At 34.4% G+C, this 15,421-nt stretch carries 16 protein-coding genes and 1 tRNA gene; 7 read left to right on the top strand and 10 right to left on the bottom strand.

Translation table 11 applies throughout. The features are described from left to right. The first annotated feature begins 3 nt into the window (after nucleotides 1-3). Nucleotides 4-76 (top strand) — tRNA-Lys (locus tag IC221_RS28610). Between the two features lie 118 nt (nucleotides 77-194). Next, nucleotides 195-620, top strand: a complete 426-nt coding sequence (locus tag IC221_RS28605; RefSeq protein ID WP_188172212.1) for a hypothetical protein — start codon at nucleotides 195-197, stop codon at nucleotides 618-620. A gap of 52 nt (nucleotides 621-672) precedes the next feature. On the opposite strand, the gene IC221_RS28600 is transcribed toward IC221_RS28605, so the two are convergent. From IC221_RS28600 to rsfS, 3 genes are all read right to left on the bottom strand, one after another. Next, complete coding sequence (locus IC221_RS28600; protein WP_044213241.1) at nucleotides 673-1,134, bottom strand: MarR family winged helix-turn-helix transcriptional regulator; 462 nt, start codon at nucleotides 1,132-1,134, stop codon at nucleotides 673-675. A gap of 202 nt (nucleotides 1,135-1,336) precedes the next feature. Then, a complete protein-coding gene (gene ftsH, locus IC221_RS28595) occupies nucleotides 1,337-3,316 on the bottom strand; it encodes an ATP-dependent zinc metalloprotease FtsH (protein WP_223241531.1) in 1,980 nt (659 codons plus the stop codon). A 71-nt stretch (nucleotides 3,317-3,387) separates the two neighbouring features. Then, entirely contained in the window at nucleotides 3,388-3,756 is a 369-nt protein-coding gene (rsfS, locus tag IC221_RS28590) for a ribosome silencing factor (RefSeq protein WP_044213236.1), read from the bottom strand. A gap of 172 nt (nucleotides 3,757-3,928) precedes the next feature. On the opposite strand from rsfS, the gene IC221_RS28585 reads away from it, so the two are divergent. Continuing rightward, complete coding sequence (locus IC221_RS28585) at nucleotides 3,929-4,711, top strand: biotin--[acetyl-CoA-carboxylase] ligase (protein WP_188172210.1); 783 nt, start codon at nucleotides 3,929-3,931, stop codon at nucleotides 4,709-4,711. Between the two features lie 37 nt (nucleotides 4,712-4,748). On the opposite strand, the gene IC221_RS28580 is transcribed toward IC221_RS28585, so the two are convergent. Next, nucleotides 4,749-6,053, bottom strand: coding sequence for an aspartyl protease family protein (locus IC221_RS28580; RefSeq protein ID WP_188172209.1), 1,305 nt, complete (start codon nucleotides 6,051-6,053; stop codon nucleotides 4,749-4,751). Between the two features lie 524 nt (nucleotides 6,054-6,577). Here IC221_RS28580 and udk point away from each other — a divergent pair. The 3 genes from udk (at nucleotide 6,578) to IC221_RS28565 (ending at nucleotide 9,051) form a co-directional block, all read left to right on the top strand. Next, on the top strand, nucleotides 6,578-7,192 hold the full coding sequence (gene udk / locus IC221_RS28575) for a uridine kinase (protein WP_044213231.1): 615 nt from the start codon (nucleotides 6,578-6,580) through the stop codon (nucleotides 7,190-7,192). 37 nt (nucleotides 7,193-7,229) lie between these two features. Then, nucleotides 7,230-7,931 (top strand): TrkA family potassium uptake protein, encoded by a 702-nt coding sequence (locus tag IC221_RS28570; protein WP_188172208.1) that lies wholly within the window; start codon nucleotides 7,230-7,232, stop codon nucleotides 7,929-7,931. A 178-nt stretch (nucleotides 7,932-8,109) separates the two neighbouring features. Further along, nucleotides 8,110-9,051: an NAD-dependent epimerase/dehydratase family protein gene (locus tag IC221_RS28565; RefSeq protein WP_188172207.1), complete on the top strand. Its 942-nt coding sequence runs from the start codon at nucleotides 8,110-8,112 to the stop codon at nucleotides 9,049-9,051. Between the two features lie 68 nt (nucleotides 9,052-9,119). Here the strand turns inward: IC221_RS28565 and IC221_RS28560 are convergent, their stop codons facing one another. Then, nucleotides 9,120-10,367: a T9SS type A sorting domain-containing protein gene (locus tag IC221_RS28560; RefSeq protein ID WP_188172206.1), complete on the bottom strand. Its 1,248-nt coding sequence runs from the start codon at nucleotides 10,365-10,367 to the stop codon at nucleotides 9,120-9,122. Nucleotides 10,368-10,906: 539 nt separating this feature from the next. Between IC221_RS28560 and IC221_RS28555 the strand changes: the two genes are divergently transcribed. Further along, nucleotides 10,907-11,521 carry a hypothetical protein gene (locus IC221_RS28555; RefSeq protein WP_188172205.1) on the top strand — a complete coding sequence of 205 codons (615 nt, stop codon included), beginning with the start codon at nucleotides 10,907-10,909 and terminating at the stop codon, nucleotides 11,519-11,521. Nucleotides 11,522-11,603: 82 nt separating this feature from the next. On the opposite strand, the gene IC221_RS28550 is transcribed toward IC221_RS28555, so the two are convergent. From IC221_RS28550 to IC221_RS28530, 5 genes are all read right to left on the bottom strand, one after another. After that, on the bottom strand, nucleotides 11,604-12,332 hold the full coding sequence (locus IC221_RS28550; RefSeq protein ID WP_188172204.1) for a siderophore-interacting protein: 729 nt from the start codon (nucleotides 12,330-12,332) through the stop codon (nucleotides 11,604-11,606). Then, entirely contained in the window at nucleotides 12,329-12,949 is a 621-nt protein-coding gene (locus IC221_RS28545; RefSeq protein ID WP_188172203.1) for a ferric reductase-like transmembrane domain-containing protein, read from the bottom strand. Before IC221_RS28545 ends, IC221_RS28550 begins: the two co-directional genes overlap by 4 nt. 111 nt (nucleotides 12,950-13,060) lie before the next feature. Then, entirely contained in the window at nucleotides 13,061-13,366 is a 306-nt protein-coding gene (locus tag IC221_RS28540; protein ID WP_188172202.1) for a hypothetical protein, read from the bottom strand. Nucleotides 13,367-13,426: 60 nt separating this feature from the next. Further along, the gene (locus IC221_RS28535) at nucleotides 13,427-13,975 is read right to left on the bottom strand and encodes an RNA polymerase sigma factor (RefSeq protein ID WP_188172201.1); all 549 of its coding nucleotides are present in this window, start codon (nucleotides 13,973-13,975) and stop codon (nucleotides 13,427-13,429) included. 228 nt (nucleotides 13,976-14,203) lie between these two features. Continuing rightward, nucleotides 14,204-15,253: a linear amide C-N hydrolase gene (locus IC221_RS28530; RefSeq protein WP_188172200.1), complete on the bottom strand. Its 1,050-nt coding sequence runs from the start codon at nucleotides 15,251-15,253 to the stop codon at nucleotides 14,204-14,206. Between the last annotated feature and the right edge of the window lie 168 nt (nucleotides 15,254-15,421).

The following is a 15,421-nucleotide window of genomic DNA, read 5'->3' as shown; positions in this document are numbered from 1 at the left end:
GACGATTCCGTAGCTCAGTTGGTAGAGCATCTCCCTTTTAAGGAGAGGGTCCTGGGTTCGAGCCCCAGCGGGATCACAAAAGCCAACATGCTAAAGTGTTGGCTTTTTTTATTTGAAAAACTGACTTTTTTTTAGCATATTAATTGGCATAACAAATTATATATGCTTATGTAGCAAAAATACTCTATATTACTATGAAATCACTTGAAAGTTATATTACAAAGGATTTTCGTATAGTGATTCTTTTCAGTTTTATGTTTTTTTATGCGGTTTTGCCAATTACAGCTGCAACAGTAGAAACACCGATTAAAAACGACTTCATTCTAGAAGAGAATAATGCTCTAACGTTAAATATTACACCTTCACAAATTATTTGTATTGATAATACAATTGATGTAAAAATGACGGTGAAAGGAATAGACACTAATTTCCCTGTACAAGTTTTACTTTACAATACAATTGGGAATTTAGTCTATCGAATGGATTTATCGTTAGATAAAACTGATATCCAATTTCAGTTTAAGCCACAAACAAAAATCACAGAAGGTCTTTATTTTGTATCAGTACTTAATGGTACCAATCGTGTAACAAGAAGAATGGTTGTTAATACTCAGAATTAATCTGGATTAACAACCATTTTTTATTTGTGTTATTCACTATTGTAATTTAATATTACTCGTCTCTAGAATTTCTTAGCTTATCTAAAAGGGAACTTAGCTGATTTGCTTCCTCTTCACTTAAGTTACGGACATTATCCAACATACCATCTTCATGAGGATCTAGCTCTGAGAGCTTATCTAACCCCTTCTGAGTGATGATAACATCTACTTTCCTTCTATTACTCCCACACGTCTCTCTCTGCACGTATTCTTTATCAATAAGTCTATCAATTAATCTTGTCAAATCAGGACTCTTATCTATCATCACCTGCTTAATGCTCCCTGGATTCATACAGTTAGGGTGAGCACCTCTTAAGATTCTTAATACATTATATTGTTGTTGGGTAATATCAAACTGCTTACACCACGTTTTTGATAGATCTTGCATCCAACTATTTGTATACATCAAATTGATATACACTTTCTGGAATGCATTCTTAAATTCCTTTTGATTTATATCTTTTTCAATAGACATTGCTGTACTATAATTTGTTTAAACAAAATATGTAATTCTTGCAATAAGGGATATTTTTTCAACTAAAGCAAATTTTTAAAAATATGTTTAGGAAACAATTTGTTTAAACAACTACATCTGTAAAACGGTAACAATAAGCACAAAAAAGGCTACTCCAAAAATGGAATAGCCTTCTCTTTACTATCTGAAATATGCTTATCAATTAAGCATCATCTTTTTTTACTTCTTCAGAGCTTTCAGTTGCTTCCGCCTCTTTTGTCTCTTCAATAGGTTTTACATCCTGTACATCTGTAAATTCTTGATAGATCGTCTTTTTATCGAAAGGACGCTCCCCAATTAATTTTACTAAGTCAGATTGATATAAAACTTCTTTCTCTAATAATTGCTGTGCTAACGTCTCCAATGCTTCGCCATGCTCTCTAAGCATATCTAATGTTCTTTGGTAGGCATTATCAATCAATTTTTTCACTTCCTCATCAATCTTTTCTGCTAAAGCTTCTGAGTAAGGTCTAGAACTAAACTCACTTCTATTCGGATCATAGAAAGATACGTTACCGATCTTTTCGTTCATACCATAAATAGAAACCATGCTGTAAGCCATTTTAGTAGTTCTCTCTAAATCACTTAAAGCACCTGTTGAGATTCTACCGAAAATGATTTCCTCAGCTGCACGACCACCAAGTGTCATACAGATCTCATCTAACATCTCCTCAGTAGTATTCAAGTACTGCTCCTTTGGAAGGTATTGTGCATAACCTAATGCTGCTACACCACGAGGAACAATACTCACTTTCACTAATGGATTTGCATGTTCCAAGAACCAACCTGTTACAGCGTGACCTGCTTCATGGTAAGCAACAATTTTCTTCTCTTCTGGAGAGATGATTTTGTTTTTCTTTTCCAATCCACCAATTACTCTATCAATTGCAGCCATGAAATCATCCATGTCTACTGCTGGCTTGTTGTTACGAGCAGCAATCAATGCAGCTTCGTTACAAACATTCGCTAGCTCAGCACCTGCAAAACCTGGCGTCTGTGTAGCTAACTCTTTAGGGTTAACGTTTTCAGCAACCTTGATAGGATTCAAGTGTACTTTAAAGATTTGCTCACGACCATTGATGTCTGGCTTATCTACTGAAATCTGACGATCAAAACGACCAGCTCTCATTAAAGCACTATCCAATACGTCAGGACGGTTAGTAGCAGCTAAGATGATTACTCCAGAATCTGTACCGAAACCATCCATCTCTACTAATAGTGAGTTCAATGTATTTTCACGTTCGTCATTAGAACCAGGCATCGACCCTTTTCCTCTAGAACGTCCAATAGCGTCAATTTCATCAATAAAGATGATACAAGGTGCTTTTTCCTTCGCTTGTTTGAAAAGGTCACGTACACGAGCGGCACCTACACCAACAAACATTTCTACGAAATCAGAACCTGACATACTGAAGAAAGGAACTCCAGCTTCTCCTGCTACTGCTTTCGCTAATAAAGTTTTACCAGTACCTGGAGGGCCTACAAGTAAAACACCTTTAGGAATTTTACCACCTAGGTCAGTATATTTTTTAGAATTTTTCAAGAAGTCAACAATCTCCTCTACTTCCTCTTTCGCTTCATCCAATCCTGCAACATCCTTGAATGTTACTTTCATGTGATTTGGCTCAAACATTTGGGCTTTAGACTTACCAATATTAAAGATTTGTCCGCCAGCACCACCTGTTGCCATACGTCTCATCAAGAACCAGAATCCAAAAAGAAGGATCAAAAGGAAACCAGAACTGAAGAACCAACTTCCGAAACTCTCTCTTGTTTGAATTTCGTAAGGGATTTTCTCACCTTCAGGCTTACCCTCTTCCATTTCATCCAATTTAGAAAGGAAATGTTCTCCTGAAACTACTTTGAATTTGAAATTAGGTTCAATTGATACCACTGAAAAAGGGCTTCTTTCCTCTTGTACTTTAGAGTACTTGCTCTTTTTAAGGGCTTCATTTTTTAATATAACCTCTACTAAATTATCATTGACGATGATGACCTCCTTCACATCTCCCTCTTCCACCATCTCTTTAAAGGCGTGCAGTGTGGTAGTCTCTGTGGTACTACTCTTACTAAAATAGGCCAATCCAACAACCACAAGAATCAACGCGATAAGCATCCATACTTGATAATTGTTTTTAGGCATAGGATTTTTTGGAATATTCCTCTTGTTCTGATCCATCCGAAATGTATGATCTAATGTGTGTTATTTAATTTTTATTCAGTAGGTAGCTTAAAAACCTTAGCATCTCCCCAAAGCTCTTCTAATGCATAGAATTCGCGCTTTTTAGGAAGGAAAACATGAGCTACTACATTAATGTAATCAAGAAGGGCCCAACCTTGTGAACCTGTTCCTTCTGTAGCAAATGCTTTTTCGCCGGCAGTTTCTTTAACTTCTTTTTCAATACTATCAACAATTGAATCTAGCTGAGTGTCTGAAGTAGCAGTGCAAATTACAAAGAAATCTGTAACTGCATTCTTTACTTTTCTTAAATCTAATATTTCAATATGTTGAGCCTTCATTTCCTGCATTCCTTTTGCCACAACATGTGCAAACTCTTCCGTTCCGATCTCCTTTTTACTCATATTTTTAAAATTAGGATTTTCCTCCCTTTATATCTATTATTTTTTATATTTCTAACAAAAGCTATAAAATGTTCTCAATTGAACTCAATTTTGTATAATTGCATTGCAAATTCAATACTTTTTTTGATTTGTATTGAATTATAACAAGATTATAAACAAAAGTAACAAATACTTGTATAAAATTTCTGCCAATACGTCTTTTATCGGTAAAAGTGTCATATATATGCCTTCTTGTCATTCCACTAATGATCATGTTGGAACACTACTAGCACAAGAGAAAAACTTACAAGAGGGTACAATTGTTCTAACTCCAGAACAAACGAAAGGAAGAGGCCAAAGAGGAAATACTTGGGAATCGAATCCCAATGAAAATATTACTGCTTCATTTTTATTAAGACCTCAATTTATCACAGCAAGAAATCAGTTCCAACTTAATGTTGCAATAAGCTTGGGTGTTTTCGATACAATTCATCATTTAACGCCATCTGGAACAAAGATTAAATGGCCTAATGATATATTGGTCAACAATAAAAAAATAGGTGGTATACTGATTGAAAACTTCATTATCGGCCAAAACATATCACACAGTATTGTTGGAATCGGTCTCAATATCAATCAAGAAAGCTTTGTCGGTGACTTCCCTGCAACGTCACTTTTTATGGAATCTAACAAGAAGTTTCAAATTCCAAGAGTGATTGAAACGCTTCTGGAAAACATAGAAAAAAGGTATTTGAGCTTAAAAAATGAGGGCTATGATCGTTTACGCCAAGAATATTACACTCACTTATTCTGGTACCATGAAACAGGATGTTTCCAAGAAACACTCCCTAATGGTGAAGTCAACATTTTTGAAGGACAGATTTTAGGTGTAAATGAAAATGGGTGTCTATCTATTGGAGATCAAAATGGTAAAATAAGGCACTTTGGCTTCAAAGAAGTAAAGCACCTTTATTAAGATTTTAATAGGATTCCCTTTTTGTATCATCACTATTTTAGTTTTGACGGAAAGGGTCTTCTAACCTTAGGGAAAAAGTTTTATTTCTTCCTTCTAAGTCTTCTACTGCTATTGATATTTTTTGCCCTATTTTCCCTCTAAATAGAATACGTATTTCTTCAGGGGTCAAAAATGCAACAGACTGTCCATTTACTTTCAAAATTCTATGTCCTTGTTGCATTCCTGCTTTATAGGCTGGAGATTGCTCTCTTATTTGAGAAATTCTAAAAAACGGTAAACCTGGATAAGGGGTTGTGAATTCTAATCCTAGATAATTGTATAAAAAGTCGTCTTTGAAATCTGTATTTTTTCGAATCAGCATTTCTTCTTTTTCATAATCAAAGATCACTGTGAATCTTCTGAGTACCTCAGCACCAATACTTCCATGACGAGTAGAATCTACTACTTTCATACCGATGGATTCATAATCAGGGTATTTTACGATGGGGTCATCCAATGTAAAAGAACCTAAGCTTAACTTCTCCAATCGATTAACCTTACCATACAAATCACCGCTTATCCCAACTCCTAAATGATCTCGAATAGCTTTTACAGAAGCTCTCAAGTTATGATGGTGTGACTCAAAAATGGAAAGTGCATGACTTGCGCCTGTATCCACTAATAATGACACTTTATGCGTTTTGTTGGTTTCACTTGTCAACAATGCACTCTCAATGTACGCTCTGTTTTTACGTACTGTAAGAGGAATACTTTCGTATCTCTTCTTAAACCTATCCCTTCTTTTAGTGTAATAGAAGTCTTTTTTGTAGAGTGTTAATAGCCTTCTTTTATAGTCTATACTCACTACAAAATGATTAAAAACCGTAGAACCAATTAAACCATGAATCAACATTCCCATCGTGTCTGATAATTTAAAAATATCTTCACTTGGATAAATGATGTCCTGATTGAATCCTTCAATACCTTTTAAATTAATTTTATTTCCCCAAGAGTGATAAGCACGAAGGGCACCATCAGTTCCCATTCCTTTTATGTCTACTTCTCTAGTTTTTTGAGGAGGAAGATTTAACTTTTTTGCAAATAGAGGATCACACAATATGATATAGGACGCGCCTGAATCTAAAATAAAATTTAAGGTATCAGAGTCGTTAATAACCATTGGAATTACTACCAGGTTATTGACAAGCTTAAACTTGATCTGTGTAAAATCTTGTCTTGCATGTGTAAAGGCCAGATTTTTAAGGTGAGCTTCTGCTTTATTCTGAGCTAATATATTTAGAGGTTTAAAGATTAAAAGTAGCAAACTCACCAAAAAAAATAATGTTGTTTTTTTGGTACTCATTTTTGATAGTAATGTTAGTTAACGGAGAGAAATTTGACTTTTTTAATATAGTGAATATTTGGGTTCTTCACAAGTCATATTCATTGATCTACAAGCATTTAGAAACAATTTTAGCAGGTACACCAGTCAACCTTAGAGGAAACGACACCTCCAACTTCAAATAACGCTACTTTTAGGCACAAAAAAAGAGACTCATAAAGTCTCCTCATTGGTGTAATTAAAATAGAGTAGTAAGATAATAAAACAGTCAAAATTGGCCTTAGCATTTGATACTTTGTAACATTTGTAATAGTTATTATTCAGCTGTGGAAAAACCAACAGAGCTATTTAAATAGCCTCATTACAAAAGTATCGGAAAGGCGTTTTGTAAACAATACCCATTTGTAGGTATTTTAAAGTAGAATGATAGACTGCATTAAATTATTCATAGATATAACCCTAAATTTCTAATGAAACTATACAAAGTACTGTTTTCTCAATTGGATCTATTAATTTTGAATTATTGTTTCATTAAAAATCCATAGATGGAAACTCCTTATATAGTAGGTATCACAGGTGGTAGTGGATCTGGAAAAACTACCTTTATTAAAATGTTGACTGATCTAATCGGTGAAGATAATATCTGTACAGTCTCTCAAGATAATTACTACATCGACAAAGAAAGTCAGCCAGAAGATGCTAAAGGTATCAAGAACTTTGACACGCCCTATTCAATCGACTTGGAGAAATTCTACCAAGATATTCAGAAATTAAAAAATGGAGAAGTAGTTCAAATTCAAGAATATACTTTTAATAATGCTGCTGCGGAACCAAAATTACTTACTTTCAATCCTAAGAAAGTGATTATCCTTGAAGGTATTTTTGTATTTCATGATCCAAGAGTTTTTGATATCATTGATCTTAAGCTTTTCATTGAAGCAAAAGCACACTTGAAATTAAGTAGACGTATCAAGAGAGATAATGTAGAGAGGGGGTATGACATCAATGATGTTTTATACAGATATGAAAACCATGTAATGCCTGCTTACGAGAATTACATCAAACCTCACAAAGAAACTGTGGATTTAATCATCAGAAATGATGTTAATTTCGATACAGGTTTAGAAGTAGTTAAAACATTCTTGCTTCAGAAAATATAAGGTCCTAACTTCCCGTCTTAATTAGAAACTAATTAATATGGCAGAAGGAAAATTTGCAATTATTGGACTAGGGCAGTTCGGTACATCAGTAGCCAAAAACCTCTCTAAATTAGGAGCAGAAGTTATGGCTATTGATAGAGAAATAGAAAGAGTAGACATCGTAAAAGACGATGTTGCTTATGCCGTTGCTCTCGATTCAACAGATATAAAAGCATTAAAAGCACAGTCTATCCATGAAATGGATGCTGTGCTTTTAGCTATTGGAGAAAACGTAGAAGGACTCTTACTCACCACTGTACTTCTTCTTGAGCTCAAGGTAAAACGTATTATTGCGAGAGCTGTCAGTGAACAGCAAAAAATCATCTTGCAAAAACTAGGAGTCTCGGAAATTATCCTCCCAGAAGATGAAGTGGGTAAAATGACCGCAGAAATGTTACTCAATCCAGAGATTCAATCTTTTATGACGCTTCCTGACGGTTATGAGATCGTGGAGGTGATTGTTCCTAAGAGATTATATGGAAAGTACCTGGAAGATGCAGACATTGAAAACACCTTCAATGCTGACATTATTGCCCTCCGAAGGCTGTTTGAAGAAAGAAACCCTCTTGGTGTCACTGAATACAAAGAGCACCTTATCCGTAATCCCAAAGACATAAAATCTGTACTGCAAAAAGGTGATAAACTGGTAATGCTTGCAACGAAGAAATCAATTAAACAATTTCTTGAGGTGAATAGCTAAATCACACTCCTTTCTAGAATCATCAATGGAGCTCAACTCAAAAACTGTGAAACTATTGATAAATGGTAATGCCTAATTTTTTAACCGCATAGGACTTGTCTATTATCAATTGGCATGTTTTTTTGTCATTAAATGAATCATCACTCTCATAATAATGGGAGATAATTATATATATAGAATGAAGAAATTTCTAATTACAGGTGGAGCAGGTTTTATCCCTAGCTCAATCGCAGATAAACTTCTTGAAAATCCCAATAACTTTGTGGTTTGTGTTGATAACTTTTTAACTGGTGAAAAGTGGAAAATACCAACCCATGAAAACTGTAAGTTCATTAAATGTGATGTCAATCGCTATGAGGAAATTGCAGCCATCATGACAGCTTATAATTTTGATTACGTTTTCCATTATGCAGCAGTTGTAGGAGTAAAGAGAACACTGGAAAACCCTGTAATGGTACTCGAAGACCTTCAAGGGATTGAAAATGTACTTCGTTTATCTAAAAATACTGGAGTAAAAAGAGTATTTTATTCGTCTTCATCTGAAGTTTATGGTGAGCCAGTTCACTTACCACAACACGAACATACAACTCCTTTAAATTCAAGACTCCCTTATGCAATTGTCAAAAATGTAGGAGAAGCTTATTGTAGATCTTTCAAACAGGAGTTTGATTTAGACTACACCATTCTTCGTTTCTTCAATACTTATGGCCCAAAACAAAGCACTGACTTTGTAATGTCTAAGTTTATTGATGCTGCGCTAAAAAATGAACCGATCACAATTTACGGAGATGGTTCACAGACGAGGACTTTCTTCTATATTCAAGATAATCTTGATGCAACCATCAAAATGCTGGAAGAAGACTTAGTAGTCAACGATGTTATTAATGTTGGTAATGATCGTATTACAACCATCAAGGAACTTGCTGAGCTGATCATTGAAAAAACAGGTTCTTCTTCAGAAATCATTCATTTGCCTCCTCTAAAAGAAGGTGACATGACAAGAAGACAACCTGACGTTGAAAAATTAAAAACAATCTTAGACCGTCCTTTCACTTTACTAGAAGAAGGAATGGACAAGGTTATTGAAGCTAGAAAAGTTCGTATGCAAAAGAATGCATAGAATTTCTATCCTATAAAATAAGGGTGAAAAGTAAAATCATTAAGATTGATACTTTTCACCCTTTTTATTTATTTCTTGAGTATTTTCAAGGGTTCTTTTCCCTCTATACTTAAAAGGTATACCCCTTTTGGTAAACTTGATAAATTGGCTTTACCATTGATAATACTCACCTCATAATTTATACCTATAAGATTCGTTAATGTTGCAATAGCATTACTTACCTCTTCCACAATCAAATAATCTGATGTTGGGTTAGGGTAAATTTTTATTGATTTTGATAAACTTGGATCTAAAGATGTAACATTATTAGAATCATCAAAATTAAATTCCCCATAGGTATACTCTCGTTTAGTTTTATTATTCCGTACCAAATCTACCGAAGTCAACGACTGTATCTGATATTTAAAATCAAAGTAAATATTTTCAACAGGTCCATCAAAGAAAAGAGTGTAGTGTGCATCATGAAATTGTTCTCCAACTCCAACAAATGGCTTTGACTTATCTAATTCATAGGTAATGATGGATTGAAGTTCTTTTTCTTCTTCTTGATCATAATATCTATAATAATTAAATACAATTTGATTATTAGAATAAATGTAGTCCGTTTCTCCTCTTAACTTAAACCCAATACCTTCATACCAATACACCTTATCACGTATTACAACATCATCTTCATTATAATAAAAAGAAGTTTTACTCCCTAGTGAGATTGGTTTGTCATAATACATTGTATAGAGCTCAACTTCAACAAGTCGTGACCCTTCGTATTTCATCTCCTTAATATTCTCCTGTTGCCAAGTATTTTTATCTATGACACCCTCAGCAAGGTTAATTTTGGTTCTATTTCCTAATGCATCATATTCATAAAACATAGCCGTTTCATAAAGCTTCCATTCCTCTGATTCCTCGTCCCAATATTCAAAAACACCCTCAGTGACCTGTAACTTATCATTTAACTTGAAAATATCTCTTGTTTTCTCCCCATAATAAAAAATAAGCGTACGTGAATCAGCCTGTTCAGCTCTTACATCTTGTATTATATCTCCCTCAAGATTGGAAACTTTATATTCCATGCTTGTACTATTCGGATAATCGAACATCAGACTTACATTAGGTGACCATGCATCATTACCCGATGCTTCTAAAATATCCATCGCTGTCAATTTTGTGATACTTCCTTGCGTTCTTGCTGAAGAAGAAGGGAAGGAGAAATTAAGATTAAAATAAGCTTGATTTAGCTCATTTCTTGGTTTGATTTGCCCAAAAGTGGATACTAGTGATAGAAAAGAAAGTGATAAAAATAATAATAATCTCATTGGATTGAAGTTTAGAATTCAGACAGAATCAACTCCACTTTTATGAATAATGCCATCAAAAGTTTACAGATGTAAGTAAATAATTCACTCATCAGAAAAAGTCAATCACTAAGTTTCAATGCTTCTATTAATACTGTCTAGTTGCTTTAAAAAATATCTTATTAGATATAAAAAATGTATCACAATCTAACCTAACCTATTTACAATAAAAAGGAGAGTCTTTATAAACTCAATTTGCCCCCTCTTTTTTAATTAATGTACCGCCGCAATACTGGTTATAAGTTTTTCTAACTTGAGATTTCGCTTAAAACTGTAAAACTGTTACAAATACCCGTGATTTAGTTAGAGCCTTCTCTTTTATACTTTGGACATTTGTTATAACGAAATCAATCTACTGTCTTCATCAAACTTTTAGTAGTAAATACATCTACAATCTTGACGGTATTATGAGACCTGAAAACCCATTATCAGCTCATAATATGACACTATGGAAACAGCTAGAAAATAGTACAGCAAGTTTAAAATAAAATTTAGTGGTAATGATAAGTATAAAAAAACTCATCTCAATTTTAGTTTTTGCATTGGTAACTGTAGCAGCCGAAGCTCAAAATGAATGGAAATCGTATGATATCCAAGATGGTATTACAACCTTGAAAAGTAAGGTTGAAAAAAAGAAAAACTTCACTAGAATTGATTACATAATTAAATCAAAAGGCAACTTCACACTCACTCAAGCAGATGAGTTTTTTAAAAATTCAGACAACCACAAAAAGTTTTGGGAGAATTGTCAGACAAGTGAAGAGATCAAAAAGACTTCAGAAAATGAATGGTATACCTATTTGTTTTTTGACTATTCATGGCCACTATCTGATACAGATTGTGCTCAAAAATATACTAGAATAATAAGTGATAATAAATTAGTCTTCAGTGGGGTGACTGTACCTGATGCCATCGAAGATAAAGGTGTCAATAGATCTCCCCTTTTTGATGTGACCATTACCGTGGTCGCTATTGATGAGGTTAGTTCTGATATTACCCTTGATGTTTCTTTTGGTAGTACTATGAATGGTCCACAGTGGATGATTAAAGCTTGGTTCCCTAAAGGTCCAGTCGCAATTATGGATAGAATAATTAATGAACTAGAGTCAAAGTAAGAAAAGAAGTTCCAATACTTAATGATAGATGATGATGAAGAGCTTGCTGAAGATATTCTTTGCAAGCTCTTTTGTTTTTAAACTATTCTAAACCTTTCTTCTCAGGGTTCCAAAAGGGTTTCGTTTTAATTTGAGAAGATTCCCAATTCAATTCCTTTCTGAAAAATTGAGTAAGGGCCACACATAATCGGCTATCTCCTGCGATATAAACCATCTTTTTCCCTTCTAAATCTGGTAAGGTTTCTTTTATTTTTTCGATGATTTCTTGAGAAGGATTTTGAGGTAATTCGTAAAAGTCGAAAGGGGTATTCCCATCCAAATCTTCAAACAACTCGCTTTGATTTTTACTATACACGATCCCTTTGACATTCTTATTTGCACCTAGATTTTTTTGGATCATATAAAGGTGTGAAAGTGCCGAGAGATCTGCAATCATCAAATAACTGTCTGCTGAATCATCGGCTAAGAACTTCCCTTTTTTTAATTTAAAATAAAGTTTTTCTCCCACTTCACAATTTGTCACCCAATGTGATCCAATACCATTGCTATGAGTAGCGATCGCAATATCAATAAAGCCTTCTTGCTGATTTATACCCCAAATGCTGTAGCTTCTGACTTTGTCTTTCATGGAAAGTTCTTCTTTTCCAATTCCGATACCCATTCTCAGAAATGCACCAGGGTGAAAGTCTAACCCTTTTATTTTTTCACTTTGAATACGAATTCTATAAGCTGATTTTGAGAGTTGTTCCTTTTCAGAAATCACCGCTTCATCTAAAACAACTGATTTCAATATATTTTCTATGATTTTCATTTTTTCCGTTTCAATCTGAATCTTATGATGCATTCCTTCACCGCAGGTATTCTAATAATGAACCCTACTCCAACCACAATACCATAAATAATCCATGTTTTTTCTAATAGTGCTACATGTATTAAACTTAAGATAATAGCAGCGTAAGCATACTTTTGTAGTTTCTTCCATGTGCTTTTCAAACGCTTCATCGATTTTCTATTCGATGTAAAGAGCAATGGAATCAATATCAATACAGCAATAAAACCGGCGATATAATTCACCTCCGTAAAGGTTTCCAGGAAGCCTTCCATCGCTATAAAAATGACGAAATGAAGAATACTCCAAACAGCTGCCGCAATACCCATCGCTTGACGAACAAAAAGATTTGTCACCCCGAATAATATAAAGAAAGGTGTACAAGTCAGAACGGCTGTTAACCAACGGATGGCAAATTCACCTGTGATATGATACAGCATATCCAATGTGGTACGATCTCCTTTTCCTGCATTTTCTACAAGTGACATTGATAGACCATTTGCCCAATCAATTTGAATCATTTTAGTTAAAATGATCAGAGGTAAAACTGCAAGGATAGTGACAATGATCCATCCGTAATTTCGTTTAATAAATGCCATTCTGTCTTTTTGTTTGTTAGATTTTTTTGAATGAAGAATTATGGTTCGTTGTGTGGTTCGTGAGACGCAAAGCATTGCGTCTCTACAGTGTTATATTTAAACCACTAAAATTTATTCGTTATTGTCTTCTTTCCCTTCGGCACATTTCGATTCCCTTGCCTTCATTTTCTGCATAAACTTTTCTCTATGCATCATTGCTCTTCCACGACGTCCTTTGAATCCAGGTCTACCTCCAAATAAGATTTTCGACATTGCTAATAACCCTAATGACTGAAGGAATGAAATAGTAGTTAAGCCGAAAATTACGGGCATTAACCAATTCCATAACTGCATAAATATAAAGGTGATGGCAGTAATGATGACTGCTACAAAAACGATCTTTTTTGCAATAAACTTTTTCTTTGAAAACTTTTCCATGTCTTTTTATCAATTTTGACCACCTTGATGATGATCCGTTGTACCATTAATTTTGAACAATTAGGACTTCATTAATTTGAAAAGGCTTTCCAATTGTTCTCTTAGATACAATACAGCATATCGCTTTCTGCTGATTAATGTATTCACCGTTTCCCCTGTCATTTCTGAAATCTGCTTAAAACTGAATCCTTCTAGTTCATGCCATTCAAAAACTTCTTTTTGTTCTTTGGGTAATTCCTCCAATCTCAATTGAATTTCCTCCCAAATCATGTCTTTCATCAATTGTTCATCCGGCATAGTTTCCAGTGAGGGCAATAGATCCATTAGGTTCAACCCTTCCTCTTCATCATTTACTTTTTGATCTTCGATAGAGAGCGGTTTCTTTTTCCTACGGTAATCCACAATCTTATTTTTGGCGACAGTATAGAGCCAGGAGATTGATTTGCGCAAATCAGATATCTCATCAAATCCCCCTACAAAACTCAAAAACACATCCTGAGCAATGTCTTCAGCATCTTCCATAGAGCCTATTTTGCCTTTGATGTAATTTTTCAAACGGCCTTGCTCCTGTTGGAATGTGTCTTCTATATTTTGATTTTTCTCTGCCATAATTATTGTATCTACCTCTTAAGTCGGATAAGAGAAGATTATATTTTACAGAAAGTGATATTTTTTTGATTTTTTTTCATGAAGCGTGAAAAACATGTGTTTTAGGGTATAAAAAGATAGTTTTTGGAGAAAAAGAAAGATTGACATTTTTTCTATTGAATACAAATAACCCCCAACTTATATTATAATAAGAAGGGGGCATCTATATCTAAAACTTAATTTTCAATTCTATAAGAAAGGAAATGCTTTTTTTGCTGTAAATTCTTTTGATACTTCACCTGAATAGATGACATCTGAACAACAATCCAATGCTTTTACTTCTGTGTTCTCAAAATCTATATTGTCTAAGTCGACCCAGAAAATAGCAGGTTTTACTGCAGATTCGAAGTAATATCTATTGGTTTGGTTATCTGCAATTGTTCTCCATAAAGTAGCAGAGATATTTGGGTGCTCTGGATCTTCCATACCTAGAGGCACACCAATTGCTCTCATTTGAGAAATCACTGATGCTGTAGCCATATCTTTATCCGTATATTTTGGAGAAGAATCTAGCGAATAATTTAGTCTAACAAATCGGTCAGCAGCATTAATTGTACCTGGCAACATCTTGCTTCCTCCAATCAGTTTCCAATATTTATTGATCGCAATTTGTTCTGAGTAAATTGGTGAGTTGGTCATCACTCTGTAATTTCTACTATGATGAATTACTAATTCCCCATCATTAAGATATTCTAGAATTGCTGAATCACCTGTTGAATCAGAGATGGACAAATGAACTGTAGCACCTCTACCATTTGGCAATAATGGAGCTGAAATAATAAATGGTACATCTTGCATTGCTTCTACTGCTTCTTCTACTGAAGCATAATTATCTAAGAAATATTGTACCCAAGCACCCACTGACAAAGTAGGTTTATCACTTTTTGAGATATCGCCGTACTCAGATTCTGCCAAGTAAAATGCATTTACCACCAAACCTTTTTCATTCATTCCATCCGAAGATGCTATATCATAAAAACTAGCGACTACTGAACCATATTTCGAAGTCCATTGTATAGAACGGTCTCCTGCTCCACCTTCTCTTTCCATATTTCTTGGGAACATCCATAAAGATGTTTGAGCGTTAGGATCATTCCAGTCCATTCCTCTACCTGTAATATATTCTTGGTTTCCAGTTTCATAAATAATATAGTTACCCCAGTAGTTCGGACTGTCTAAGCAGAAAAGATAATTATCTTTTTTTGAGAGATTCAGCTTCAAACCTTTATTAAAACCCATTTTATGATTTGTCAAGGCTGGTCTGTGTTGCGCCTGCGGCAGACCATTCATCTTGGCCTTTACAACTCATAGAATGTGGTTTTTCTTTTGGTTTTGAGCTTGTGTCTCGGCGACCTTTCTCAAAGATATAGAAAGGTTTTTGATTATCGATTGAACTATGTCGTCTTT

The organism is Flammeovirga sp. EKP202 (assembly GCF_014534745.1).
Classification (GTDB): domain Bacteria; phylum Bacteroidota; class Bacteroidia; order Cytophagales; family Flammeovirgaceae; genus Flammeovirga.
The sequence above is the reverse complement of the archived record's forward strand: the minus strand, read 5'-3'. Positions and strand labels throughout refer to the sequence as shown.